The 21,935-nt window shown below is 64.0% G+C and carries 20 protein-coding genes and 1 pseudogene; 8 read left to right on the top strand and 13 right to left on the bottom strand.

The window, feature by feature from the left end; genetic code table 11:
* Positions 1–207 precede the first annotated feature (207 nt).
* From NCS00_RS19955 to NCS00_RS19945, 3 genes are all read left to right on the top strand, one after another.
* Positions 208–2,403: a SulP family inorganic anion transporter gene (locus tag NCS00_RS19955; RefSeq protein WP_250436361.1), complete on the top strand. Its 2,196-nt coding sequence runs from the start codon at positions 208–210 to the stop codon at positions 2,401–2,403.
* A gap of 53 nt (positions 2,404–2,456) precedes the next feature.
* Entirely contained in the window at positions 2,457–2,984 is a 528-nt protein-coding gene (locus NCS00_RS19950) for a DUF3280 domain-containing protein (RefSeq protein WP_250440809.1), read from the top strand.
* A gap of 172 nt (positions 2,985–3,156) precedes the next feature.
* Complete coding sequence (locus NCS00_RS19945; RefSeq protein WP_033535973.1) at positions 3,157–4,227, top strand: beta-propeller fold lactonase family protein; 1,071 nt, start codon at positions 3,157–3,159, stop codon at positions 4,225–4,227.
* A gap of 236 nt (positions 4,228–4,463) precedes the next feature.
* On the opposite strand, the gene NCS00_RS19940 is transcribed toward NCS00_RS19945, so the two are convergent.
* On the bottom strand, positions 4,464–6,767 hold the full coding sequence (locus NCS00_RS19940) for a TonB-dependent receptor (RefSeq protein ID WP_250440859.1): 2,304 nt from the start codon (positions 6,765–6,767) through the stop codon (positions 4,464–4,466).
* A gap of 176 nt (positions 6,768–6,943) precedes the next feature.
* On the opposite strand from NCS00_RS19940, the gene NCS00_RS19935 reads away from it, so the two are divergent.
* Positions 6,944–7,948, top strand: coding sequence for an ATP-binding protein (locus tag NCS00_RS19935; protein WP_175982319.1), 1,005 nt, complete (start codon positions 6,944–6,946; stop codon positions 7,946–7,948).
* Here the strand turns inward: NCS00_RS19935 and NCS00_RS19930 are convergent.
* The 10 genes from NCS00_RS19930 to NCS00_RS19885 are packed head-to-tail and all read right to left on the bottom strand — an operon-like array spanning position 7,894 to position 17,092.
* Entirely contained in the window at positions 7,894–8,568 is a 675-nt protein-coding gene (locus NCS00_RS19930; RefSeq protein ID WP_250440808.1) for a response regulator, read from the bottom strand. The genes NCS00_RS19935 and NCS00_RS19930 overlap by 55 nt on opposite strands.
* Positions 8,565–9,761, bottom strand: a complete 1,197-nt coding sequence (pqqE, locus tag NCS00_RS19925; RefSeq protein WP_250440807.1) for a pyrroloquinoline quinone biosynthesis protein PqqE — start codon at positions 9,759–9,761, stop codon at positions 8,565–8,567. Before pqqE ends, NCS00_RS19930 begins: the two co-directional genes overlap by 4 nt.
* A gap of 4 nt (positions 9,762–9,765) precedes the next feature.
* Complete coding sequence (gene pqqD / locus NCS00_RS19920) at positions 9,766–10,074, bottom strand: pyrroloquinoline quinone biosynthesis peptide chaperone PqqD (RefSeq protein WP_250440806.1); 309 nt, start codon at positions 10,072–10,074, stop codon at positions 9,766–9,768.
* Entirely contained in the window at positions 10,071–10,817 is a 747-nt protein-coding gene (gene pqqC / locus NCS00_RS19915) for a pyrroloquinoline-quinone synthase PqqC (RefSeq protein ID WP_502801590.1), read from the bottom strand. Before pqqC ends, pqqD begins: the two co-directional genes overlap by 4 nt.
* Before the next feature lie 22 nt (positions 10,818–10,839).
* A complete protein-coding gene (pqqB, locus tag NCS00_RS19910; RefSeq protein WP_250440805.1) occupies positions 10,840–11,760 on the bottom strand; it encodes a pyrroloquinoline quinone biosynthesis protein PqqB in 921 nt (306 codons plus the stop codon).
* A complete protein-coding gene (locus NCS00_RS19905; RefSeq protein ID WP_250440804.1) occupies positions 11,757–12,329 on the bottom strand; it encodes a cytochrome b in 573 nt (190 codons plus the stop codon). The genes pqqB and NCS00_RS19905 overlap by 4 nt, the downstream gene beginning before the upstream one ends.
* 46 nt (positions 12,330–12,375) lie before the next feature.
* Positions 12,376–13,197, bottom strand: a complete 822-nt coding sequence (locus tag NCS00_RS19900; RefSeq protein ID WP_008354323.1) for a formylmethanofuran dehydrogenase subunit C — start codon at positions 13,195–13,197, stop codon at positions 12,376–12,378.
* The gene (gene fhcD, locus NCS00_RS19895) at positions 13,194–14,135 is read right to left on the bottom strand and encodes a formylmethanofuran--tetrahydromethanopterin N-formyltransferase (protein WP_250440803.1); all 942 of its coding nucleotides are present in this window, start codon (positions 14,133–14,135) and stop codon (positions 13,194–13,196) included. Before fhcD ends, NCS00_RS19900 begins: the two co-directional genes overlap by 4 nt.
* 3 nt (positions 14,136–14,138) lie before the next feature.
* Positions 14,139–15,833, bottom strand: a complete 1,695-nt coding sequence (locus NCS00_RS19890; RefSeq protein ID WP_250440802.1) for a formylmethanofuran dehydrogenase subunit A — start codon at positions 15,831–15,833, stop codon at positions 14,139–14,141.
* Complete coding sequence (locus tag NCS00_RS19885; protein WP_250440801.1) at positions 15,830–17,092, bottom strand: molybdopterin-binding domain-containing protein; 1,263 nt, start codon at positions 17,090–17,092, stop codon at positions 15,830–15,832. The genes NCS00_RS19890 and NCS00_RS19885 overlap by 4 nt, the downstream gene beginning before the upstream one ends.
* On the opposite strand from NCS00_RS19885, the gene NCS00_RS19880 reads away from it, so the two are divergent.
* Positions 17,091–17,288 (top strand): hypothetical protein, encoded by a 198-nt coding sequence (locus NCS00_RS19880; RefSeq protein ID WP_250440800.1) that lies wholly within the window; start codon positions 17,091–17,093, stop codon positions 17,286–17,288. The genes NCS00_RS19885 and NCS00_RS19880 overlap by 2 nt on opposite strands.
* 757 nt (positions 17,289–18,045) lie before the next feature.
* On the opposite strand, the gene NCS00_RS19875 is transcribed toward NCS00_RS19880, so the two are convergent.
* Positions 18,046–18,777, bottom strand: a complete 732-nt coding sequence (locus NCS00_RS19875) for a HisA/HisF-related TIM barrel protein (protein ID WP_250440799.1) — start codon at positions 18,775–18,777, stop codon at positions 18,046–18,048.
* 13 nt (positions 18,778–18,790) lie between these two features.
* On the opposite strand from NCS00_RS19875, the gene NCS00_RS19870 reads away from it, so the two are divergent.
* The 3 genes from NCS00_RS19870 to NCS00_RS19860 all read left to right on the top strand — a co-directional run bounded on the left by NCS00_RS19870 (position 18,791) and on the right by NCS00_RS19860 (position 21,614).
* Positions 18,791–19,831: an ATP-grasp domain-containing protein gene (locus NCS00_RS19870; protein WP_250440798.1), complete on the top strand. Its 1,041-nt coding sequence runs from the start codon at positions 18,791–18,793 to the stop codon at positions 19,829–19,831.
* Positions 19,828–20,958 (top strand): hydantoinase/oxoprolinase family protein, encoded by a 1,131-nt coding sequence (locus NCS00_RS19865; RefSeq protein WP_250440797.1) that lies wholly within the window; start codon positions 19,828–19,830, stop codon positions 20,956–20,958. Before NCS00_RS19870 ends, NCS00_RS19865 begins: the two co-directional genes overlap by 4 nt.
* 68 nt (positions 20,959–21,026) lie before the next feature.
* Complete coding sequence (locus NCS00_RS19860; protein ID WP_250440796.1) at positions 21,027–21,614, top strand: amino acid kinase family protein; 588 nt, start codon at positions 21,027–21,029, stop codon at positions 21,612–21,614.
* 159 nt (positions 21,615–21,773) lie between these two features.
* Here the strand turns inward: NCS00_RS19860 and NCS00_RS33700 are convergent.
* A pseudogene (locus NCS00_RS33700) lies at positions 21,774–21,935 on the bottom strand (IS110 family transposase); the annotation flags it as partial.

Raw genomic sequence — 21,935 nt, 5'->3', positions numbered from 1 at the left:
GTTACTCCTGTTGGCGCGATGAAGCCACCGCGAAGCGCATTCGCGTCAGAAGAAATGCGTATGTGTGGCGCGGGAAATTGACAGCGTCTTCGCGCGCGGCGGATACTTTCCGGCGCACTTGCTTGAAGCGGATACGTCTGCCGTTGTCCCGATCCGGGAGGCGCGGTGAAGCCAGCCACGACACATCGTACTGTCCTTGCCCGCGCGATGCCGCGCATGACCGCGCTCGTCGGCGACATCACCGCGGGCACCGTGTCCACGCTGATGATGCTGTGCTACGCGATGAGCCTCGGCACGCTCATCTTCAGCGCCGATCTCGCGCGCTATGCCGAACTTGGCGTGCCCACCGCGCTCGTGAGCTGCATCGTGACTGCGTTCGTCATCGCGGTGACGAGCTCGATGCGTATGAACATAGGCGGGCCGGACAGCAACGCGACGGCGTTTCTCGTCGGCGTCGCGGCGGGCGTCGCGAGCAGCGTGCGCGCGAACGGCGGCACGCCCACGGTCATCCTGCTGACGGTGCTCGTCGCCATCGCGCTGTGCTCGCTCGTGACGGGCCTCATTCTCTTCGCGATCGGTTCATCGAAACGCAGCCGTTCGCTGCAATTCCTTCCCTATCCGGTGATGGGCGGGTTTCTCGCGGGCACCGGCTATCTTCTGATCGCGGGCGCGTTTCGCGTGCTGACCGGCGTCACGCTCGATTGGCACACGTTGCCTAAGCTCGCGCAACTGCACTGGCTTGCATGGGCGCCCGCGCTTTTCGTCGGCGCACTCGCGACGATTCTCGCGCGCACCTGGCGTCACGCGGCCGCATTGCCGATCACGCTCGCTATCGGCATCGCGCTCTTCTACGTGCTGTTGCGCGTCGCCGGCATCTCGCCCGACGATGCGCGCGACATGGGCCTCCTGCTTCAGCATGTGCCGGCGCATGCGCTGCACATTCCCGAGTTGCATCTGCCGTCGTCGCTCGCGCGCGGCGAGATCGACTGGCACGCGATTGTCGCGCACTTGCCCGAGACGCTCATCGTCACGTCGGTGTCGGCGATCACGATCATCATGAATTCGACGGCGATAGGCGCGGCCACCGGCCAGGACATCGACCTCAATCGCGAGATGCGCGCGGCCGGTCTCGCGAATATCGCGAGCGGTCTTTTCGGCGGCATGGTCGGCTATCAGTCGTATAACCGCTCGATGCTCAACGCGCGCGCCGGCGCGACGAGCCGCGCGGCGGGCGTGTTCGCCGCGCTCGCGTGCCTCTTCCTGCTGATCGCATCGCCCGATCTCGTGTCGCTCTTTCCGGTGCCCGTGCTCGTCGGCATGCAGATCTACATGGGCTTGCGTCTGATGATGGACTGGCTCGTCGGCGCATATCGCAAGCTGACGTGGCACGAGTATCTGCTCGTGCCGCTGATCCTCGCGGTGATCGCGTTCTATGGCGTGATCGCGGGCGTCGTCGCGGGCGTGGTCGCGGCGTGCGTGACCTTCGCGCTGCTCTATGGTCGAGCGGGATGCGTTCGCATGGAGTTCGACGGCCGCACGCGCACATCGAATGTCGAGCGCAGCATCGAGGAAACGCGCTTGCTGATCGATCGCGGCGATCAGATCTGCGGCGTCTGCCTGCAAGGGTTTCTTTTCTTCGGCTCGGCGAATTCGATGTTGCAGCGCATCCGCGAGCGCATTCGCTCGCATGGTCCGCGTCCGGTGCGCTATGTCGTGCTCGATTTCGCGTGGACCAACGGCATGGACGCGTCCGTGTCGCTCGCATTCGTGAAGCTGCGTCAGGCGTGCGCGGCGATCGGCGCGGATCTCGTGCTGACCGCTCTGCCGCGCAACTCGCGCGCGCTGCTAGGGCGCACGGGCGCGCTTTCGCTCGGCATCCACGAGTTCGACACGCTCGACGCCGGCCTCGAATGGATCGAAGCGCAGCAGCTTGCCACGACGACGCGCACGCTCGAACCGCGCGCGCCGGCCGGCGATTTCCGCGCGATGCTCGCGCCGCATTTCAGCGAGCGCGCGCTGCAGGGACTGGCCGCGTTCCTAGATGTATGCGATATCGGCGCGGGCGAGGCGCTCTTTCGTCGAGGCGATGCGGGCGATGCGCTTTACATCGTCGAAGAAGGGCGCGTGACCGTGTCGCTGCCGCTCGCCGATGGCCGTTCGGTGCGGCTGCGCTCGTTCGGTCCGGGCACGATCATCGGCGAGATGGCCGTGTACACGCATGCGCCACGCAGCGCGGATGTCGTCGCCGACGAACCGGCGCGCCTGCGCCGTCTCACGCTCGCGGCGCTGCGCAAGATCGAGCGGGACGATCCATTGACCGCGCAGGAGTGGCATCGCTTCGTCGTGAAGATGATGGCGTCGCGGCTCGCCATCGCCGATGAAGCGTTGCGCGCGGCGTCGTGATGACAGGCATGCGATCTGCTTTTGCCGGGAAGCACAACGCCGGGGCCTTCAACATGACACACACTGTCCGCGCGATGCTCGCGCTTGCGCTCGCCATCGTCATGACGAGCGCGCTTGCCCAGAGCGCGCCGCAATCGATCGCGATGCTCGACTGCACCCTCATCGACGATAACGCCGCCTACAACGACGCCGAAATCGACCGCATTCAGAGCGCGCGCCTCGCGATGCTGAGCGGCGCGTTTCGCGACGACTTGCGCGAGCGCGCGCTCTTTCGCGTCGCCGACAATGCGAAGGCAAGCGATCTCATCGCGACGCTGAAAAGCACGCAGGACATGAACGCGTGCAACGGCTGCGAACTGCGTGTGGCGAAGGAACTCGGTACATCGCGCGTCGGCGTGTGCTGGGTGCAGAAGATCAGCAATCTCATCCTCAACATGAACCTGCGCGTCGAAGACGCGAACAGCGGCGCGATGCTCTTTCAACGCTCCGTCGACATACGCGGCAACACCGACCTGTCGTGGAAGCGCGGCGCGAAGGCGCTCGTCGATCTCCTTGCAAGCGATCCATCCGCGACGCGCTAGATTGGCGCCACGCGAAAAGTCCAGCGGAATTCGGGAATTTCTCCCGGCCGATGCCGTTGCCTCGGCCGCGCCGATTGGGCTAAGTTGAGGCTGCCGGCACGCGCCCCGTGCCGTGTCGCGCGCGTGCGCTCACGAACTCGAACAATCGGTATCGAAACCGCTGGAGACGACCATGCAAGTCAGATTCAAGGCGGCGCGCATTGCCTGCGCGTCGGCGATCGCGACATCGCTTGCGTTTGCATTGGCGGCGAACGTCGCCCATGCCGCCGCGCCGACCGCCTACGTGACGACCGAAAACGCCGGCGTCGGCGTGATCGATCTCGACACGCTCGCGCTCGCGACGACCTGGGATGTCGGCAAGGACGGCCCGCGCGGGCTGTCGCTCAACAAGGAAGGCACGCGTCTTTACGTGGCGAACAAGGCGACGAGCGATCTCTCGGAGATCGATACGTCGACGGGCAAGGTCACGCGGCGCGCGAAGATCGGCAAGAATCCCGAGTTCGTGCGCGTGTTCGGCGGCTATGCGTATGTGACGTACGAGCCGGGTGAAAGCGGCGGCCCGCCGAAACCGGGCCAGCCGGAGAAGGACGACGACGACGCGAATTCGCCGCCCGCCGAGATCGCCATCGTCGATCTGAAGACCATGAAGATCACGCATACGGTCAAGAGCGGGCACGAGACCGAAGGCGTCGAGTTCTCGCCGGACGGCAAGCTGATCCTCGTGACGAACGAGGGCGACGATACGGTGTCGGTGTATCGCGTCGGGACGGGCAAGCCGGTCCGCACGGTGAACCTCGACAAGGGTTCGCGTCCGCGCGGCATCAAGGTGTCGCCGGATGGCAAGCAGTATGTCGTCACGCTGGAGAACGCGAACAAGTTCGTCGTGCTCGATGGCAAAAGCCTGAAGACCGTGAAGACCGTCGATACGAAGACGGGCCCGTATGGCGTTTCGTTCGATCCTTCCGGCAAGCGCTTGCTGATCGCGGCATCGCGCGACAAGACCTTGCAAGTGTTCGACGGCTCGACCTACGAGCATAGGAAGGATGTGCCTGTCGGTCAGCGTTGCTGGCACTTCAGCTTCACGCCCGACGGCTCGAAGCTGCTGCTGGCCTGCGGACGTTCGAACGCGGTGTACGTGCTCGACGGATCGGACTACAAGGAAGTCAAGCAGATCGGCGATCTGCCGCTGGCGTGGGGCATCGTCACTTATCCGCCGAGCGCGGGGTCGATCGTCGGGCGTTGAGCGGCAAGGAGGCGTTGCCGAGTGTGAAATGGCCGCATTGCGCGGCCACTTCCATTTGTGCGCCGTGGCATTGCGCATATTGCAACGTCGATCACGACGAATGCGCGCGAGGGACAGGACGCATCCGCGCAGCGAGGAAGACAGGCTTCGCTGTCAGGCTGCGCTTTGGGAAGGCATCAACGCGCGCGGCATTCCGTGGAAGTCGTATCAGGATTGAGCCGCGCTATCACGTCATATCACTTCCACGCATACCGCATCCCCACCCACACGCCACGCGGCGCACCGACGCCGAGAAACTGCTCGTTCACCGTCGCGCCGTTGTTGAACGTGTGATTCGGCCCGTCGAAGAAGTTCTCGCCGAGAATCGCGAAGTTCGCATAGCGCTTGTTGAGCAGGTTCTTCACGGTCGCATAGACCTGCAACTGTTTGGTCACGTTGTAGGTCGTGTCGAGATCGATCAGGAAATAGCCCGCGACGCTGCCGTTGACGTCCTGATTGTTTTCGTCGCCACGCGCGAAGATATTGCTGCGATACGTGAGATTCGTGCCGATGTTCCAGTGCGCAAACGGGTTGTAGTCGATGCGCATCTTCACCGTATTCGCCGGAATGCCCGGAATGCGGTCGCCCGAATGCACGGTGATGTTGCCATCGGCGTCCGCGCTCGAATTGCTCGCGCTGCTTTCCGTCCACGTCGATCGATACGTCGCGTTCACATAGCTATAACTCGCCGCGATGCCCACCGGTCCCCATTGCGTGCGGCCCGCGAGCTCGAAACCTTGCCGTCGCGTCTTGCCGACGTTCTGAAAATAGCCGAGCGTGCTGCCCGCGCCTTGCGCGCTGACGAACTGGATGTCGTCGTCGAGCGTCGTGCTGTAGGCCGCGGCGCTCCACTGCGTATGACTGCCGAGACGCCCGCGCGCGCCGACTTCGAACGTCTTCGAGATCACCGGCTTAAGATCCGGGTCCGCGATGAAGTCATTGGGCAACGAGCACGGCGCGGCGGGGTCCGCGCACGCGAGTTCGATTGCGGTCGGGGAGCGCATGCCTTCGTTGTACGTCGCGTAGGCGGTGAAGTTCGGCGTCGGATTCCAGTTGAAGCCCACGGCCGGGTTGAAGCGCGAGAACGTGTGATTCCCGTCGAGCAGCGGCTGCACGCCGCTCTCGTCGCCGATGGTCGCCTTCGCCCAGTTGTAGCGTCCGGCGAGCGTCATCGACCATTGTTCGTTGAACGAGAACGTATTCTCGAAGTAGATGCCGAGATTCGAGTTGTGCGTCTTCGCGTCGGTCGTCGGTGCGAACGGACCCGTGGCGATCGTCGCGCGGTTGTCTTCGAATGCGGCCGGCTGCTCGGCCTGCGTGAAATGCGAATTGGCGAAGTCGCCCGCCGCGCCGACGATCAATTGATTGTCGTGATCGAAGAGCCTGTTGAGCAAGGTGAGTTGCAGGCTCGCGCCGTAGCTGTCCGTCACGATCACCGACTGGTCGTTGAAGGCTTGCGTGAGTTCGTCGGCATCGTCGCCGTCCGGATCGAAATCGTCGTTGACGTTCGAACTCACGTTCTTGTTGCGATAGTGGCGATAGTACGCGTTGCCGCTCAACTGCACGTTCGGCGTGATGTAGTGCTCGGCGTTGATCGTCAGATAGCCGACCTGATTCTCGTTCGTGTCGGGAAACGTGTACGCCTGACGGAAGTTGTCCATGAACGAGCGCGGAATCGTCTGCGAGCCGTTCAGCGTGTTGTCCGCGCCGCCCATCGAAACGGAGACCGTCGTGTCGGCGTCGGTATAGCGGATCTTGCCGAACGCCTGGCGCAGCTTGCTCGCGTTGTGATCGGCCCAGCCGTTGTCGTTCGTGACGTTCGCGGTGAAGTAATAGTCGAGATGATCGCCGATCGCGCCGCCTTGCTCGATCTGCGCATACTTGCGTCCGAACGAACCGAAGCCGACATCGACGTTGCCGCCCGGATTGCTGCGCCCGTTCTTCGTCGTTACCGCGACCGCGCCGCCGAGCGTGTTCAGGCCGAACGTCGGATTCGACCCGGGGATGATCTGCATCGTCTGGATCGCGGCCTGCGGAATCAGATCCCAGTTGACGACATCGCCGAACGGCTCGTTGATGCGTACGCCGTCCATGAACACCGACAAGCCCTGCGGCGTGCCGAGCAGCGGCGACGCAGTGAAGCCGCGATAGTTGATGTCGGTCTGCCACGGATTGCCTTGCGCGTCGTTGGTATCGACGCTCGCGACGTTCTTCTCCAGATAGTTCGTGACGGTCGGCGAATGCTGCACCTGGATCTCGCTGCCCTTGATCGTTTGCACGTTCGCGGGCACTTTCTCCAGCGGCGTGCCGACGCCGACGAGCGGCGTGGTCCCGACGACGATGATCGAAGGCAGTTCGGTTGTCGGCGTCGTATCGGCTGGCGGCGTCTGCGCCCATGCGGCCACAGTGATGCTCGCGAACGCGCCGCCGAAGACGAGCCGCAGCCCCGCTCGGGGTTTGAACGGATGCGCGGGCGCGCGCAGGCGCGGCATGCTCTTCATCATCGTCTCCTCTTTATATTTCGATTCACGCGCCGAGCGTGTTTCTTTCGATGAAAGCGTCGCATAAGACAGCGCGCGTGGACCGGGAGCTTTTCCCGATCGCGCAGGGAAGCGTTCCCAATTGCGTTCCACCCACCGCACGGCGCGATGACGCCGTGCGTAGAATGCATTCCACGATGCCGACCGAATCCTTGCCCTCTTTCGCGAAAGACGCCGACCGCCGCGCGCCGCGCTCGCCGGTGTGGCGCGACCTTGCTTGCGTGCTCGCGGCGACGCTGATCGCGGCCGCGCTCTTTGCGCGTTTCGATTTCAGCGAGTACGCGTATCGGCTGACGCGCAGCGCCGAACGCTTTCAAGTCGATGAATTGCCGCCGACGCTCGTCGTGCTCGCGATCGGTTTCGCGTGGTTCGCGTGGCGGCGTTATCGCGAGGCGCAATCGGAAGTGCGCAGACGGCGCGCGCTCGAAGAAGAGGCCGAGCATCTGCTTGCGGAGAATCGTCGCCTTGCGAATCAGGCGCTCGCCGCGCAGGAGACCGAGCGGCGTCATCTCGCGCGCGAGTTGCACGACGAGCTCGGGCAATACCTCAACGCGATATCGCTCGATGCGGGGCGTATCCGCGATTTGTCGGCTACGCGCGAGGCGGAGATTCATCGGCTGTCGCTTGCGCTGATGCAAAGCGCGACGCATGTGTATCGCGAGATCGGCGGGATGATTCGCAGGCTGCGTCCCATCGGCCTCGATGAATTCGGCTTGCCGACGGCGCTCGAACATTGCGTCGATGGCTGGCGCGAGCGCTTGCCCGATGTGACGTTCACGCTCGCTGTCGACGGCGATTTCGACAATTTGAGCGATGCGCTCAACATCACGCTGTATCGGCTCGTGCAGGAAGGGCTGACGAACGTATCGAAGTTCGCACGGACTTCACGCGTGGAGATTTATCTGGCGCGCGCGCCGGAAGAAATTGTCGTGACGATGGCCGATGACGGCCCGGGCGTCGATCTCGCGAAGCCGCGCAAGGGACTCGGTTTGATCGGCATGCGCGAGCGCGTCGAAGCGCTCGGCGGCGAGTTTCAGATCGTGAGCGAGCCGGGCGCGGGTTTTCTGTTTTGCGCGCGCGTGCCGGCTCAGGCGGGGCTGCCGTTGCCAGCGACCGCCGACGAAGCGAAATCGGCGAAGTGAAGCCCCAGGCGGTTCGCGATCTGTGCCAACTGCACGCCGTTATCCGCGCCGAATTTTTGGCGGATCACCGATTGATGATTCGCAACCGTCTTCTGGCTCAAGCCTAACTTCTCCGCGATGCTCGGCAGCGTATAACCCTGCACGAGCAATCTCAGCACCTCGAATTCGCGCGCGGATAACTGCCGTCCTTCCTGAATGCTCGCGCGCAATGCAAGCGCTTGCGACACATCGGGACTCAGATACGAAACGCGCCGCGCAACCGAACGCACCGCTTTGACGAGCACATCGGGCGCGCTCGCCTTCGTCACATAACCGCGCGCGCCCGCATCCAGCGCGCGTCGCACGAAGATCGCTTCTTCATGCACGCTGAAAATGAGCACATGCGCGTGCGGCTCGCGCGCCAGCATGCGCCGCATCGCCTCGATGCCGCTTGCGCCCGGCAACGCGAGATCCATCACGACGACATCCGGCTGCAGCGCGCAAAACTTCTGATAAGCCTCGGCTGCATCCGCCGCTTCGCCCGCGACGTTCACATCGGGACTCAGTTCGAGCAGACGCTTGTAGCCTTCACGCACGACGGCGTGATCGTCCACCAGCAGCACGGAGATATCGGCAGTCATGGCTTGTCTTCTCCTTCTTTTGAACCACTACCGGAGGCCTCGGCCGCGATGCGCTTCGAGTTCGCATCGTTGCGAAAGACGATGGGTTGCTCTTGCGGTTCCTGCCGTGCCGATGCAGCGCGCACGACTTCGATCACGCGCTCGTGATGCGGGGACTTGTCGCAAACCGGATCGGCATTCGCGGGGTCCTGCGTCAGCAGATACGCCTGACAGCGGCAGCCGCCCATGTCGATGGCCTTCTCGTCGCAACTGCGGCACGGCTCCTTCATCCAGCCGAAGCCGCGAAACCGGTTGAACGCATCGCTCTCGTACCAGATGTCCTTGATCGACATATCGGTGACGTTCGGAAACGTGAGGCCCGGCAATGACCGCGCGGTATGACACGGCAGCGCGGCGCCATCGGGCGCGATGCCGAGAAACACCGAGCCCCAGCCGTTCATGCAGCGCTTCGGTCTGCGCTCGTAGTAATCCGGCACGACGAAGAAGATCTTGCACCGGTCGCCGATCTCGCCGCGATAGCGTTCGACCACCGCTTCGGCTTCGTCGAGCTGCTCTTTGGTCGGCATGAGTTGCGCGCGATTCTTGTGCGCCCAGCCGTAATACTGCGTGTTCGCGAGTTCGAGATACTCCGCGCCCATCGCGAGCGCCATGTCGATGATGCGTCCGATATGCGGCAGGTTATAGCGGTGAAGCACGCAATTGAGCACCATCGGAAAGCCATGCGCCTTGATGAGATTCGCGACGCGCTTCTTGTAGTCGAAGGTCTTCGTGCTGGAAAGGAAGTCGTTCAATTCCTGCGACGAGTCCTGAAACGAAAGCTGTATGTGATCGAGCCCGGCGTCCTGCAACGCACTGATGCGCTTCTCCGTCAGACCGATGCCCGATGTGATGAGGTTCGTATAAAAGCCGAGCTTGCACGCTTCGCCGACGAGCGTTTCGAGATCGTCGCGCAAGAGCGGCTCGCCGCCGGAGAAGCCGAGTTGCGCGGCGCCCAGCGCGCGTGCCTGACGCAATACGTCGATCCATTGATCGGTGTCCAGCTCGCGCGTGTGATCGGCGTAATTCACCGGGTTGTAGCAGAACACGCAATGCAGCGGACAGCGATACGTGAGCTCGGCAAGCAGCCAGAGCGGCGGCGCGACGGTTGCGTCTTCGTGCTCGGGCTTCGCAATCGGTTCGGACAAGTCGGTCATGACGCTACTCCAGCCAGCCTCGCGCACGCGCGCCGGCGATGAACGCGCGCACGTCGTCGCCGAGGCCGGTCGCATTGAACGCCTGCTCCAGATCGGCGACGAGCGCGGGGATATCGCGCGTGCCGTCGCATCGCAGAAGAATCTCCGATGCGCTCTGATTGAGCTTCACCATGCCTTCCGGATAAAGCAGCACATGCGCGTTCTGCGCAGGTTCCCATTGCAGCCGGAAGAGGCGTTTTAGTTTCGGATGCAACCAATCGTCCGGCGCTTCGACGGCTTCCTGCTTGCGTTGAGTCGGGTTCGTATCGCTCATTGCGGAAAAGCCTTTTCGATGGAATCGAGCATGGTCCAGAGAATATCGAGCTTGAACTGCAGGATATCGAGCGCGCGTTGCTGTTCCTGACGCGTCGTGAAATGCGCGAGCGTCACTTCGAGACCGTGCTCGACATCGCGCTGCGCAAGCGACACGCGCGAGCGGAAATACGAAAGCCCTTCGGGCTCGATCCACTTGTAATGCTCGGGCCATGTCGCGAGCCGGTCCTTGTGAATCTGCGGCGCGAACATCTCCGTAAGCGATGAACACACCGACTCCTGCCACGGCGCACGCCGTGCGAAGTTCACGTAGGCATCGACGGCGAAGCGCACGCCCGGCGTCACCAGCTTGAGCGACCATAGATCGTCGCGCGAGAGGCCGACCGCATCGCCAAGACGCGCCCATGCCTCGATGCCGCCGGGCTGATCGTCGTAGCCATCGTGATCGAGAATGCGCAGCACCCAGCGGCGGCGCGTGTCGCGATCGGGGCAATTCGACATCACCGCCGCATCCTTCAGCGGAATGTTGATCTGATAGTAGAAGCGGTTCGCGACCCAGCCGCGTATCTGTTCCTTCGAGCAGCCGCCGCTGTTCATCCTCACGTTGAACGGATGATGAATGTGATACGCCGTGCCCTTCGCGCGCAACTGCGCTTCGAATTCGTCGCGCGTCCACGCGGGGCCTTCGTCTGTCACTTTCGTGAAGATCGGGCCTGTGGTCGGGTTGAGCATCGGGTCGAACATCTAACGGTCTCCAGTGCGAATGTCACAGCTCGAAAGTCATGCCGTCGTGCGCGACCTCGATGCCGTGCTCCGACAACATGCGCCTTTCAGGTCCATCCTCGATGAGGATCGGGTTCGTGTTGTTGATGTGGATCAGCACCTTGCGCACGCCCGCGCGATCGATCGAATCGAGCACGTCGATCATGCCGCCCGCGCCGGTTTGCGCGAGATGGCCCATATCCTTGCCGGTCTTCTTCGTGAGGCCGAGGCGAATCATTTCATCGTCGGTCCAGACGGTGCCATCGACGAGCAGCAAGTCTGCTTCGCGCATCGCATCGAGCACATGCGGCTCCAGCGCGCCGAGCCCCGGCGCATAGAATGCGCGCTTGCCCGAAGCGCGATTCGTGAAGATAAGGCCAATGTTGTCGCCTGTTTCCGGCGCATCGCGATGCGGCGAATACGGCGGCGCCTTGCTCGACAGAGGCAATGCGTCGATGCCCACGCGCGGCAGCTCAGGCACGGACAACGATGCGCCATCGAGCGCGATGCGCCTGTGCTCGACGCCACAGTAATGCGAAAGAATCGACGTGATGGGAAAGCCCGTCGAGAGGTCCTGCCACACGGCGTCCGTCGTATAGAGCGGCAAGGGCGTGCCGCGCTCGCGCAGCATCAGCAGACCGGTGACATGATCGATCTGCGCATCCATCGTGATGACGGCAGCGATGCCGGTGTCGCGCACGCGGCGCGCGGGCTGCAATTCCGGGTTTGCGGCGATCTGCGCAAGAATGTCCGGCGATGCGTTGACGACCAGCCAGTCCTCGCCGTTATCGGTAACAGCAATGGACGACTGAGTGCGCGCACGCGCCAGAATGGAGCCGCGCCGCACGCCATCGCAATTGCGGCAGTTGCAGTTCCATTGCGGAAAGCCGCCACCCGCCGACGAACCGAGCACGCGAATCTTCAAGGCAGCATCCTCCGCAAGAGACCGTCGCGATCGATCAACTGATGCTTCATCGCGCCGAGAAAATGCACGATGACGAGCGCGGCCATGATCCACGCCAGATACTCGTGAATGCCGAAGAAGATCTGCCGCATGGATTTGTCGTCCCAGCCCCATTGCGGCAGCGCGATGCCCCAGAACTTCGTGCCGAACTTGTTGAACGACGAGCCGAGATAACCGGTGAGCGGCATCGCCACCATGCCAACGTATAAAAGAGCCTGCGTAATGCTCGCGGCGGCGCGTTGCCACGTTCGCATCGGCGGCAAAGGCGGCCGGCGATAAGCCAGACGTGCCAGGATGCGGAGCAGCACCAGCAGGAAAACGGTGATTCCGAGCGACTTGTGGAAGTTGATGAGGTCCGACTTGAACGGCAACCCGCGCGGCAGGCCGACCATATAGAAGCCGATGCACAGCATCGCGATGATTGCGATCGCAATTATCCAGTGCAACGCGATCATCGGGCCTGCGTAACGCTCGCTTGCGACATCGATACGGCCGTCGCGCGACGTTGCTGATGTCCGCGCGGTGCTCATGGCGTGTCTCCCCGGAAGTGCCAACGGTCCATTGTTCATCTCCTTCCTACGAATTGGCGATCAGCAATTCCCCCCGTCCATCGACGGCGAGATCGCCCGCGTAGCGTCGCGGCAATATCTTGCCAGCGAACTGTGAAAAGGGTGCGATCTCGCGCGCGAGCATGCGCGTGAACAGCAGCCAGAAGACGTCGAAGCCGCGCCCGCCTTCGGTGAACGTCGGCGGAATGCGGGATGGCGCGTTCGCCAGCAACACCGTGCCGCGCCGCATGCCGTAGCCCAAGTGTGCGCCCACTTTCCCGCCGATGCAGACCGAGCCCGCGACGAGCCGCGACGCGGCGAAATCGCCCGCATCGCCCGCGACCAGCACGGTGCCGCGCCGCATGCGATCCGCGAGGCGCGCGCCTGCGCTGCCGTGAATCGCGAGCGTGCCGCCTGTCATGCCTTCCATGTCGCCGGGCAGCGCACTTGCGGCGAACTCGCCGGCGTTGCCGTGAATCGACAGTCGTCCGCCTTGCATCTCGCACGCGGCGAATGCGCCCGCATCGCCTCGTATGTTCAACTCGCCGCCGGACATCTTCATGCCCGCGTAATCGCCTGCAGCGCCGTGCACCGCGAGCGTGCCTTCGGTCATGTTCGCGCCGATGCGATCGAGCCACGGCGCATCGCCTTCTATCGTGAGTGCGGGCGCATCGCTTGGTTCCTGCGCGATGTCGAAAAGATCGCCGAGCGCGCACGTTTCGCCCGCGCCTTGCAGCGTGATGCGCGGCAGTTCTGTCGCCGATATCTCCGCGAGCGTCGCGGGCAGTAATTTCGACCCGTCGACGCGAAAGCCCGGCGCATTTTTTACGCGCAACGTGATGGCGTTCATGCGCGGCTCCCGTCGATATCCATCGACAGTTCATGCAGCTTGAAATGGTACGGCCCGAGCTTGCCGCCGTAGTTGCCCGCCGAAATGCGCAGCACGCCGCCGGCGCGCCCGATCTTCGTCGCCGCCGCGATACCCGCGGTCATCGCCGCGCCGACATCGGCATCGGTCAAGCCGTCGATGACGATTTCGAGCACGCACGCGATGTCCGGCGTCAGCTCGCTCTTCTTCGACAAGCCGACGAGCGTCGGGCAGAACGCATCGTTCGTGGACGCCGTCGCGCCCGCATACTTCGATCCGATCTTCGATCCCGAGCGCACGACGCCGCCCGGAAACGGCGTGATGACGTTCGGCAGCCGATGCATCGCGGCGACGGCGGATTCGGCCGCATTGAGCGCGCTGTCGATGTCGCGCGCGAGAAACAGCAGATTGCCGCCGCCGACCGCTTTCACCGTCGCGGTGAATTCCTCGCAGACGAACTCGCCGTCCATCACGGGCACGCGCCAATAGCGTGTGCCGTCGAGCACTTTCGATATTTGATAGCCGTCGCCGAAGAAGCGCAGGCCCGCGCCGAGCGGCGCGTTGTCGGAGAGCGGCGCGCGTGTGTTGGCGGGATCGATGCCGCCATAGACGGCGGTCGTCGGGCACGTCAGCACGCATTGGCCGACGCGCCGCGCGATCTGCTTGGCGAGCTCCTTCGACGATATCGCGAAGATCAGCACCGCGATTCCGGGCCTGCCATCGGGCGTTTCATCGCCGGACAGATCGCGTTCGATGCCGGCCTCGCAGCCGCAATCGATGACGGACGTCGCGAAGCCTGTCAGCGAATTGGCCGCGTGACGGGCCCACGTCGACGAATGCGCGGTGATGACGAGGCGCGTCGCTTTCATCGGGAAGGCTTCGGCGAAGGTGTCGTCGATCTGCGTGTCGTTGATACGCATGCGTCAACTCCCGTTCGAAGCGAAGCATGCGACGGGCAACAGCCGCCCGCCGTTGCAGCATGCGCAGATTTCATCGTCGCCGATCGCGATGTTCTCGAAGCGCGTCGCGAGGTTTGCCTGCGTGAATTCGCGCACGCGCTTTTCGATCGCGCGGTCGTAGTCGGGGCGCACGTAATGGATGCCGCCGGTGGGCGTCGCGAGCAGCGTGCCGTCGCGCGCGATCAGCTCGCCGTCCTTGAACACGTAAGCAGGCGATGTGAACATGCGCTCGCGATCGTCATCGTCGCGATACACGGCAATGTCCGCCGCCGCGCCTGCGCCGAGATGCCCGCGATCCGTGAGGCCGAGCAGTTTCGCGGGACCGGCGCGCGTGATGATCGCAATGTCGTAGAGCGACAATTCGCGCGTGATTTCGCTCAACGCGCTCGCGGTTTTCGCATCGGCGTGCAGCTTGTCGAGTTGTTCGTCGCGAAAGGACTTGTCCATCAGCAAGCGGATCAGATGCGGATAGCTCGTGAACGGCGCGCCGTTCGGATGATCGGTGGTCATCGACACCCGCCACGGATCGTCGACGAGCAAAAAGATCTCGAGCCCGATGATCCATTGGAGCGCATTCACGAAGCTCTGTTCGCGGTACTTGAACGGCACGATGCCGCAGCCCGCATCGCATTCGATATCGCCGAGCACCCATTTGCGCGGTCGGGCCATCGGCGCGTTCTTGAACTGCATCATCGTGTCGCCGGATGCGGTGACGGTCTGACCGAAGATGATCTGGCCGACATCGATCGTCACGTTGGGCCGCGCATTCACTGCATCGGCGATCGCGCGCGCGCCCGATGAAAACTTGCGCGGGCCTTCCGTGCCGTAGCTATGGAACTGGATATGCGTCAGATGAATGGGCAGGCCATCGGCGGTGTCCATCGTTCTGATCGTCGATTCGATGTTGCCCGGCACGCCGAGATTGCTTGCGTGAACATGCAGCGGATGCGGCACGCGCAGCTCGGTGAGCGCGCGCGTGAGCGTGCTCAACACATCGCGCGGCGTGATGCCGTAATGCGCGTGCTTTTCATCGACATCCAGCGAACGCTGATTGAACTTGAACGCCGATATGCCGCCCGGATTCACGACCTTCACGCCGAGCGCCTTGCTCGAATCGATGGTCCAGCCGACGTAATCGCGCAGACGTTCGAAGTCTTCCTTCGCAGCGAGCATCTGCAGGAAGAGCTCGTCGTTGCCCATCATCACGTAGGCGCCGTGATCGATGATCGGCGTGTCGCCCATTTCCAGATGCGCGTGGCGCGCGTTCGACGCGATCATCGCCGGCTCGAACGCGGCCGTGTAGCCCATTTCCGCATAGCGATAACCGGTGGCAAGCGTGCCGGGCGCGCACACGCCGCACGATGGCAGACGCATGTATCGGCCTTCGTTCGGACGATCGGGCACGGCACGCGGATCGTCGCGATGATCTTCGGGCAGAAGCAGCCGCGACAGATTCGTCTTGCCGCCGCCGATGTGCGAATGCAGATCGATGCCGCCCGCCATCACGATCATGCCGCTCGCATCGTAATCGCGGTCGATGCTTTCGTTCGCGGCATCGGCGACGATGCGGCCATCGCGCATATGGATGTCGCGCTTCTCGCCATCGACGCCATTCGCCGGATCGTAAAGCGTGCCGCCTTTGAGGCGCGTGACGCTCATGCGGGCCTCCTTGCCTGCGTGAGTTGCGATGCGATCGATGCGACCGTCGGCAAGGCGTAATCGCGCGCGGCCGCGAGCGGCGCGACCACCGATGTATCGACGCGAAACAGATGCCCGCCGCTGTCGATGCCCGGCGTCGCGACGGGGATGAACACGGTCGGCGCGTGGCGCGCGGGGACGGCCGTCGATGGATGCGCGAGGATGATCGCGGGCACGTTCGCATCGAGCGACGCGGGCAGCGGCTCGGGCGCGTAGCTGGACACCCACAGGAGCGCGTCGATTTCGCCGCGCCGCAGCAGCGTTTCCGAGCGATAGCGATGCGCGTCGTGATCGAGCGGCAAGCCGTATGCGACGCGCGTGCGCAGCGGAAAGCCCGACAGCCATGTGATCGCCTGATTGACGGACGCGGCGCCGTCGTCGCCGGTGAGGGCGAGCGTGCCGGCGCGCGCGGTGCGATTGATCGCCTTGACGATGCGTTGCAGCGCTTCGATCGCGAGCGCGGCGTGTTGCGTCGGCAGCGCCGATGGCTCGTAGATCACCGCCGTGTACTTCGCGGCGTTGATGCGTTCGGTCAGCGCGACGAGCTCTGGCGTTGGAATCGGACGGCCGCCTTCGACGAGCGCGGACCACAGCGCGAGTGTGTCGAAGGGATCGGCGTTGGCGAGGATCGATTCGGCTTGGGCGTTGGCGGCTTTATCGATGTCACATCCGATGAATACCACCTTTGTCTCGCGGCCCTCGCTTGCGATGCGCTCGAAGAAGCGCGGATAGCGTCGCGACGGCTCGCACGCGAACACGACGATGAGATCGGCGCGCGAGCGGACTTCGGAGAGCGTCGTAAAGAACGAGCCGCGATCTTGCAGTGCGCGATTGCTGTCGGCGAGCGTGTCGCCGTGGAGGTGATCGAGGATCGCGCCGCACTGCGCGGCGAGTTCATAGAGCGCGCGTGCGCCGGACACGTCGGTCGCGAGACCGCCGAATAGCGGCCGATGTGCGTTCGACAGGATCGCGGCGGCTCGCGAGAGCGCCGACTTTTCGTCGGTGACTTGCCCGTCGATTTGGGGCTTCTGGCTTGCATCGTTCGGACCGAAGCGGGCAAGGGAAGCGTCCAGACGCGGGCAGGCGGTGTGCGGCGCTGCGAGGCGGTGATCGGCGGTGGGTGCGAGCGTGATGTCGTCGCATAGTAAAGGGCAGAACGGACAGGTCCAAGGTTTTGAGGCCGCGGACGGGGCGCTCGGCGTGGTGGAGGTATCGGGCATGGTCGACCTTTCGAGCAAGGTCTATGCCGGTTTTGTTGCTTTTTGCTTTTGCTTTTCGCTTTTCGCTTTTCGCTTTTCGCTTTTTGATTTCGCCGGATCCCGTATTCGTGTCGGTCTATTAGCATTGCCCCTGTGCGGGGCGGCACTCACTTTCTTTGCTGCTGCAAAGAAAGTAAGCAAAGAAAGCAGCTACTGATACGCCCGCGGTCACACGCAATTTGGGTAGTCCTCTCGTCGTTCGTGGGCTGCCTAACGAGTGCCCTCATAGGCCCAACCGGGCTTGGCTCGCGCACGGTCCGTCTCATCGCACCACATACCAAACTGGTTCAGCACCAAATAGCTCCAGCCCGCTTCGCGGCCGACCGGTCAATCGGGAATGCGCGTGCTTCGCTACTAACATCTTTATCGCACTGCGCGCGCAAACCGATGGTTTCCCTTGCAGACCCAGCGGCAGCGCGTAGCGCTGTGCCGAAGCTGTTTCATGCTGAACCAGCGCGCTCAACGTATTCGGGCGGCAGACCGTGCGCGAGCCAAGCCCGATTAGGTGTTTGAGGGCACTCTTTAGGCGAGTGCCGCCTGTGACGAGAGGACTACCCAAATTGCGTGTGACCGCGGGCCTGAAGAGCTGCTTTCTTTGCTTACTTTCTTTGCAGCAGCAAAGAAAGTGAGTGCCGCCCCGCACAGGGGCAACGCTGATAGACCGACGCGAAACCGGGATCCGGCGACTACTGGAAGGAAAGTAACTACCGCCCGCACAGGGGCAATGCTAATAGACCGACGCGAAACCGGGATCCAGCGAAACCCCCGCCGGGAAAGGCGAAAAAAAACTGCTCCGCATTGCAACACACTGTCACCCATGAATCACCATATGCAACACCTGCTTCCCAAACGATTACACCTGAAACGCGCCCCGAAAGCCGTTGGCATAAAAATTGAGTTCGATGCCAAGGAAGTCAGAAAGAAGCCCCGCAATGCACATCGCCCTGAGATAAGGCGCCATCGTGAATAGCGGAAGCGACGAGCCAGGCAGAAGCGCCGCTGCGCTCGGCGAGCGCGAGATCATCGGCATGGCGGATTCCACCCGCGCCGATCACCTCCCGCGCCCCGGCAAGCGCCCGCACGTCAGCGAACGTGTCGAGATCGGGCCCGCCATACGCGCCCACATGATCGAGCGTCATCACGATCACGCGCGACGGCCACCATCCGCTCTCGCCATGCGTCGCCCCGAGCGCGCGCCCGCCGCGATAGTCGAGCGAAAGTATCGGCTCGAAGCCGCAAGCCGATGCCTCGGCGATCGCGCCGACATCGACGAGCGTTTCGGTGCCGAACACAGGCAGGATCGCGGCAGGCGCCGCTGAACGCGTCAGCCGCAAGACGCGTTCGACGAAAGCGCGCATCGGCAGAAACGCGGTAAAGCCCGCGTCGAGCCAGATGCGCAGGCCGTCGCCGAGGGCATCGCAAATCGCGGCGAGCGCGGCATCGTGCGCGCCGCGCGAAAGGATCGCGCCCAGATCGGCGACGTACAACGTGCGCGCGCCGGTCGCGGCGACGAGCGCGCGGGCGATCGCAACAGGATCGCTCGTCGCGCACAACGAGGACTGGATCGGCCGATAGCGCGAACGCTCGCCGCGCACCGCGCGCACCGCGTGGCCGTCGAGCAGATCGAGAACGGGTATCACCTGCATGGATGGCTTTCCTTTGACCAAGATCTTTGTATTCGAGTATCTCACCGGCGGCGGCATCGATCCGGACGCGGCAGGCGCAGGCAGCCTCGCCGATCTCTCCGCGCTCATCGTCGAAGGCCGCGTGATGCGCGACGCCATCGCCGCCGATCTGCGCGCGCTGCCAGGCATCGACGTGACCGTCGCAAGCTCGCGCTTCGAGCAACTCGACGGCGCAAGCGGCTACGTGCGCGCGCATTCGGGCGAATCGCTCATCCGCTTCGTGGCCCGCGTGGCGCGCGAGCATGACTATGCCTGCATCGTCGCGCCCGAGTGCGACGGACTGCTGCTCAAGCTCTACGACGCCGTCGGCCAGGCGCGCTGGCTCGGCTGCGCGAAGGAAGCGATCCGCGCGGCATCGAGCAAGAGCGCGACGGCCGCGTGTCTCGCCGCGCGCAGCATCGCCGCGACGCGCGCGCTCGAACCGGAAAACGCGGCCGCCGCAATCGGGCGGCGCTGGGTCGTCAAGCCCGACGACGGTGCGGGCGGCCTCGATACCTACGTCTACGACGACCTCGCCGCCGCGCGCGCCGAATACGCCGCGCGCGCGGAAGCGGGCCGCAATCCCGTGCTGCAGGAATGGGTCGACGGCGAGCCGTTGAGCCTTTCGCTGATCTGCCGCGACCGGCTCTCGCGGCTCGTGAGCATCAACCGGCAGCGCATCGGATTGTCGGATGCGGCGGGATCGGAACGGCGCGAGCGCATCGTTCAGTTCGATGGCGTCGATGTCGACCGCATCGACCGGCATGGGCCGCAAGGACGCGCGCTCGAACGGCTCGCACTGCGCGTCGCCGATGCGTTTCCGGGGCTGCGCGGCTTCGTCGGCATCGATGTCGTGTGGCATCCCGAGCGCGGGCCGGTCGTGATCGAGGTGAATCCGCGTCTCACGGTCGCGTATGCGGAACTGAGCCGGCGCGGCGGCAGGAATCTCGCGGCGGAGCTGCTCGCGGCGCATCGCGTGCCCGGCTTCGACGGCGATGCCGGATTGCTGCGCGCGTGCGCCGGAGCGTCGTCATGACGGCACCGACATTGCACGATGCGCGGGTGTTCGGCTGGGACGTGGGCGGCGCGCACGTCAAGGTTTCGATGGCGACGCGCGCGGGCGTGCTCGCCGACGTCGCGCAATGGGCGTGTCCGCTGTGGCAGGGCATGGCGCACCTGGAACGCGCGATCGACGCGATGTTCGAGCGCTGGCCCGCCGCCGCCGATCCGGCCGCGCGCCACGCCGTCACGATGACGGGCGAAATGGTCGATCTCTTCGCCGACCGCGCCGACGGCGTGCGTGCGTTGACGCGCGCGCTTGCGCAAAGGCTCGGGCCGCGCACGATGTTCTTCGCCGGCGACGCGGGCTGGCTCGCGCGCTCGGCGTGCGCGGAACACTGGCGCAAGGTCGCATCGGCTAACTGGCTCGCGACCGCGCAATGGGTCGCGGCGTGCCTGCCGGATGCGCTGCTCGTCGATATCGGCAGCACGACGACGGACATCATTCCGATCGTCGGCGGACGCGTCGTGGCGCGCGGCACCAGCGACGCCGAACGGCTCGTGAGCGGCGAGCTCGTGTATCAGGGCGTGGTGCGAACGCCGTTGTGCGGGCTCGCGCATCGCATCGCGTTTCGCGGCGAGCACGCCGGCGTGATGAACGAATGGTTCGCGACGACCGCGGATGTCTATCGTCTGACGGGCGAGTTGTGGCCCGAGCACGACCAGCATCCGAGCGCCGACAACGGGCCGAAGACGCAGGCTGCGAGCCGCGTCCGGATTGCGCGGATGATCGGCCGCGACGCCGCCGATGCGAGCGATGCGGAGTGGCGGCGTTTCGCGCAGGGCTGGCGGCGCGAGCAATTGCGCGCGCTGGAGACGAATCTGGCGCGCGTCGTTGCGCAGGATGCGGCGCTGGCGGCGGCGCCGATCGTGGGCGCGGGTTGCGGGCGTTTTCTGGCGGCGGCGCTGGCGCGGCAGGAGGCGCGCAGCTATGTCGACTTCGCGCGTCTCGCGGGTATCGACGGCGACGATGCGACGCGTGCCGAATGGGTATCGACGTGCGCGCCGAGCGTGGCGGTTGCGCTGCTGGCGTCGATGGCGATGAAGGGCGCGGGAGGCAACGAAGCGCATCTGTCGAACGATGCATCGGCGCGCGCTGCGTGATAGCGTGCGAAACATAGCGAAGGATGCGGGTGCGTGGCCCGCCGGCTTGATCGAACGAGGACAGGAATATGTGGGTGGTGAAGATCGGGGGAAGCCTGAGTCACGACCCGGCGCTGCGCGAGTGGTTGACGCGGCTATGGGAAGTGGGCGGCGGGCGCGTCGTGATCGTGCCGGGCGGCGGCGATTTCGCGGACGCGGTGCGGCAGTATCAGCAGGAGTGGCATTTCGACGATCTCGCGGCTCACAACATGTGTCTGCTCGCGATGGCGCAGTACGCGATTCTGATGCAGGGCGTGGTGCCGGAGCTCGTGCTGGCGTCGAACGAGGATAGGATTCGGCGCGCGTTGCGCGATGGGCGTGTGGCGGTTTGGGTTCCGACCGATCTGATGCGCTCGACGCCCGATTCCATGACGAACTGGGAGACCACTTCGGATTCGCTCGCCGCGTGGCTTTCTACTTCGCTTAATGCGGAGCGGTTGATGATCGTGAAGTCTTGCGAGGTCGAGGCGAATGCGCCGCTCGAGGCGCTGGCTTCTAAAGGCATTCTGGATCGGCGGTTTGCGGCTTATGTGCGGGATGCAAATTATGTCGTCGAGGTTTTGAGTAAGTCCGATGTAGGGGTTATGCGGGATCGATTGCTCAACGTGGCGGTTTGAATTTTCTTCGCTTTTGGTTTTGCTTATCGCTTTTGATTTCGCCGGATCCCGTTTTCGTGTCGGTCTATTAGCACTGCCCCTGTGCGGGGCGGCAGTCACTTTCTTTGCTGCTGCAAAGAAAGTAACTGTATTGAGCGTCAAGGGTTGAGTTGGTAAGGATCATGGTTTTGGGGGATTCCAAGTTGTGCCGTCGCGCATCATGGCGTTGAGCTGGGTGAGCATCTTGCGCATTGCTGCGACGAATGCGACTTTGGTCTTTTTGCCTCTGGCGCGCAGGCGGTCGCAAAACGCCTTGATATGCGCGTTGGATCGCTGGGCGGC

Source organism: Caballeronia sp. AZ1_KS37, assembly GCF_023631165.1.
Taxonomy (GTDB): Bacteria; Pseudomonadota; Gammaproteobacteria; order Burkholderiales; family Burkholderiaceae; genus Caballeronia; species Caballeronia zhejiangensis.
Note: the sequence above shows the minus strand (reverse complement) of the source record. Positions and strands in the feature narration are given on the sequence as shown.

Excerpts from the sequence above, each read along its gene's own strand:
- NCS00_RS19955 (WP_250436361.1), top strand. The coding sequence starts at position 208 with ATGCCGCGCATGACCGCGCTCGTCGGCGACATCACCGCGGGCACCGTG.
- NCS00_RS19950 (WP_250440809.1), top strand. The coding sequence starts at position 2,457 with ATGACACACACTGTCCGCGCGATGCTCGCGCTTGCGCTCGCCATCGTC.
- NCS00_RS19945 (WP_033535973.1), top strand. The coding sequence starts at position 3,157 with ATGCAAGTCAGATTCAAGGCGGCGCGCATTGCCTGCGCGTCGGCGATC.
- NCS00_RS19940 (WP_250440859.1), bottom strand. The coding sequence starts at position 6,767 with ATGAAGAGCATGCCGCGCCTGCGCGCGCCCGCGCATCCGTTCAAACCC.
- NCS00_RS19935 (WP_175982319.1), top strand. The coding sequence starts at position 6,944 with ATGCCGACCGAATCCTTGCCCTCTTTCGCGAAAGACGCCGACCGCCGC.
- NCS00_RS19930 (WP_250440808.1), bottom strand. The coding sequence starts at position 8,568 with ATGACTGCCGATATCTCCGTGCTGCTGGTGGACGATCACGCCGTCGTG.
- pqqE (WP_250440807.1), bottom strand. The coding sequence starts at position 9,761 with ATGACCGACTTGTCCGAACCGATTGCGAAGCCCGAGCACGAAGACGCA.
- pqqD (WP_250440806.1), bottom strand. The coding sequence starts at position 10,074 with ATGAGCGATACGAACCCGACTCAACGCAAGCAGGAAGCCGTCGAAGCG.
- pqqC (WP_502801590.1), bottom strand. The coding sequence starts at position 10,817 with ATGTTCGACCCGATGCTCAACCCGACCACAGGCCCGATCTTCACGAAA.
- NCS00_RS19905 (WP_250440804.1), bottom strand. The coding sequence starts at position 12,329 with ATGAGCACCGCGCGGACATCAGCAACGTCGCGCGACGGCCGTATCGAT.
- NCS00_RS19900 (WP_008354323.1), bottom strand. The coding sequence starts at position 13,197 with ATGAACGCCATCACGTTGCGCGTAAAAAATGCGCCGGGCTTTCGCGTC.
- fhcD (WP_250440803.1), bottom strand. The coding sequence starts at position 14,135 with ATGCGTATCAACGACACGCAGATCGACGACACCTTCGCCGAAGCCTTC.
- NCS00_RS19890 (WP_250440802.1), bottom strand. The coding sequence starts at position 15,833 with ATGAGCGTCACGCGCCTCAAAGGCGGCACGCTTTACGATCCGGCGAAT.
- NCS00_RS19880 (WP_250440800.1), top strand. The coding sequence starts at position 17,091 with ATGGTCGACCTTTCGAGCAAGGTCTATGCCGGTTTTGTTGCTTTTTGC.
- NCS00_RS19885 (WP_250440801.1), bottom strand. The coding sequence starts at position 17,092 with ATGCCCGATACCTCCACCACGCCGAGCGCCCCGTCCGCGGCCTCAAAA.
- NCS00_RS19875 (WP_250440799.1), bottom strand. The coding sequence starts at position 18,777 with ATGCAGGTGATACCCGTTCTCGATCTGCTCGACGGCCACGCGGTGCGC.
- NCS00_RS19865 (WP_250440797.1), top strand. The coding sequence starts at position 19,828 with ATGACGGCACCGACATTGCACGATGCGCGGGTGTTCGGCTGGGACGTG.
- NCS00_RS19860 (WP_250440796.1), top strand. The coding sequence starts at position 21,027 with ATGTGGGTGGTGAAGATCGGGGGAAGCCTGAGTCACGACCCGGCGCTG.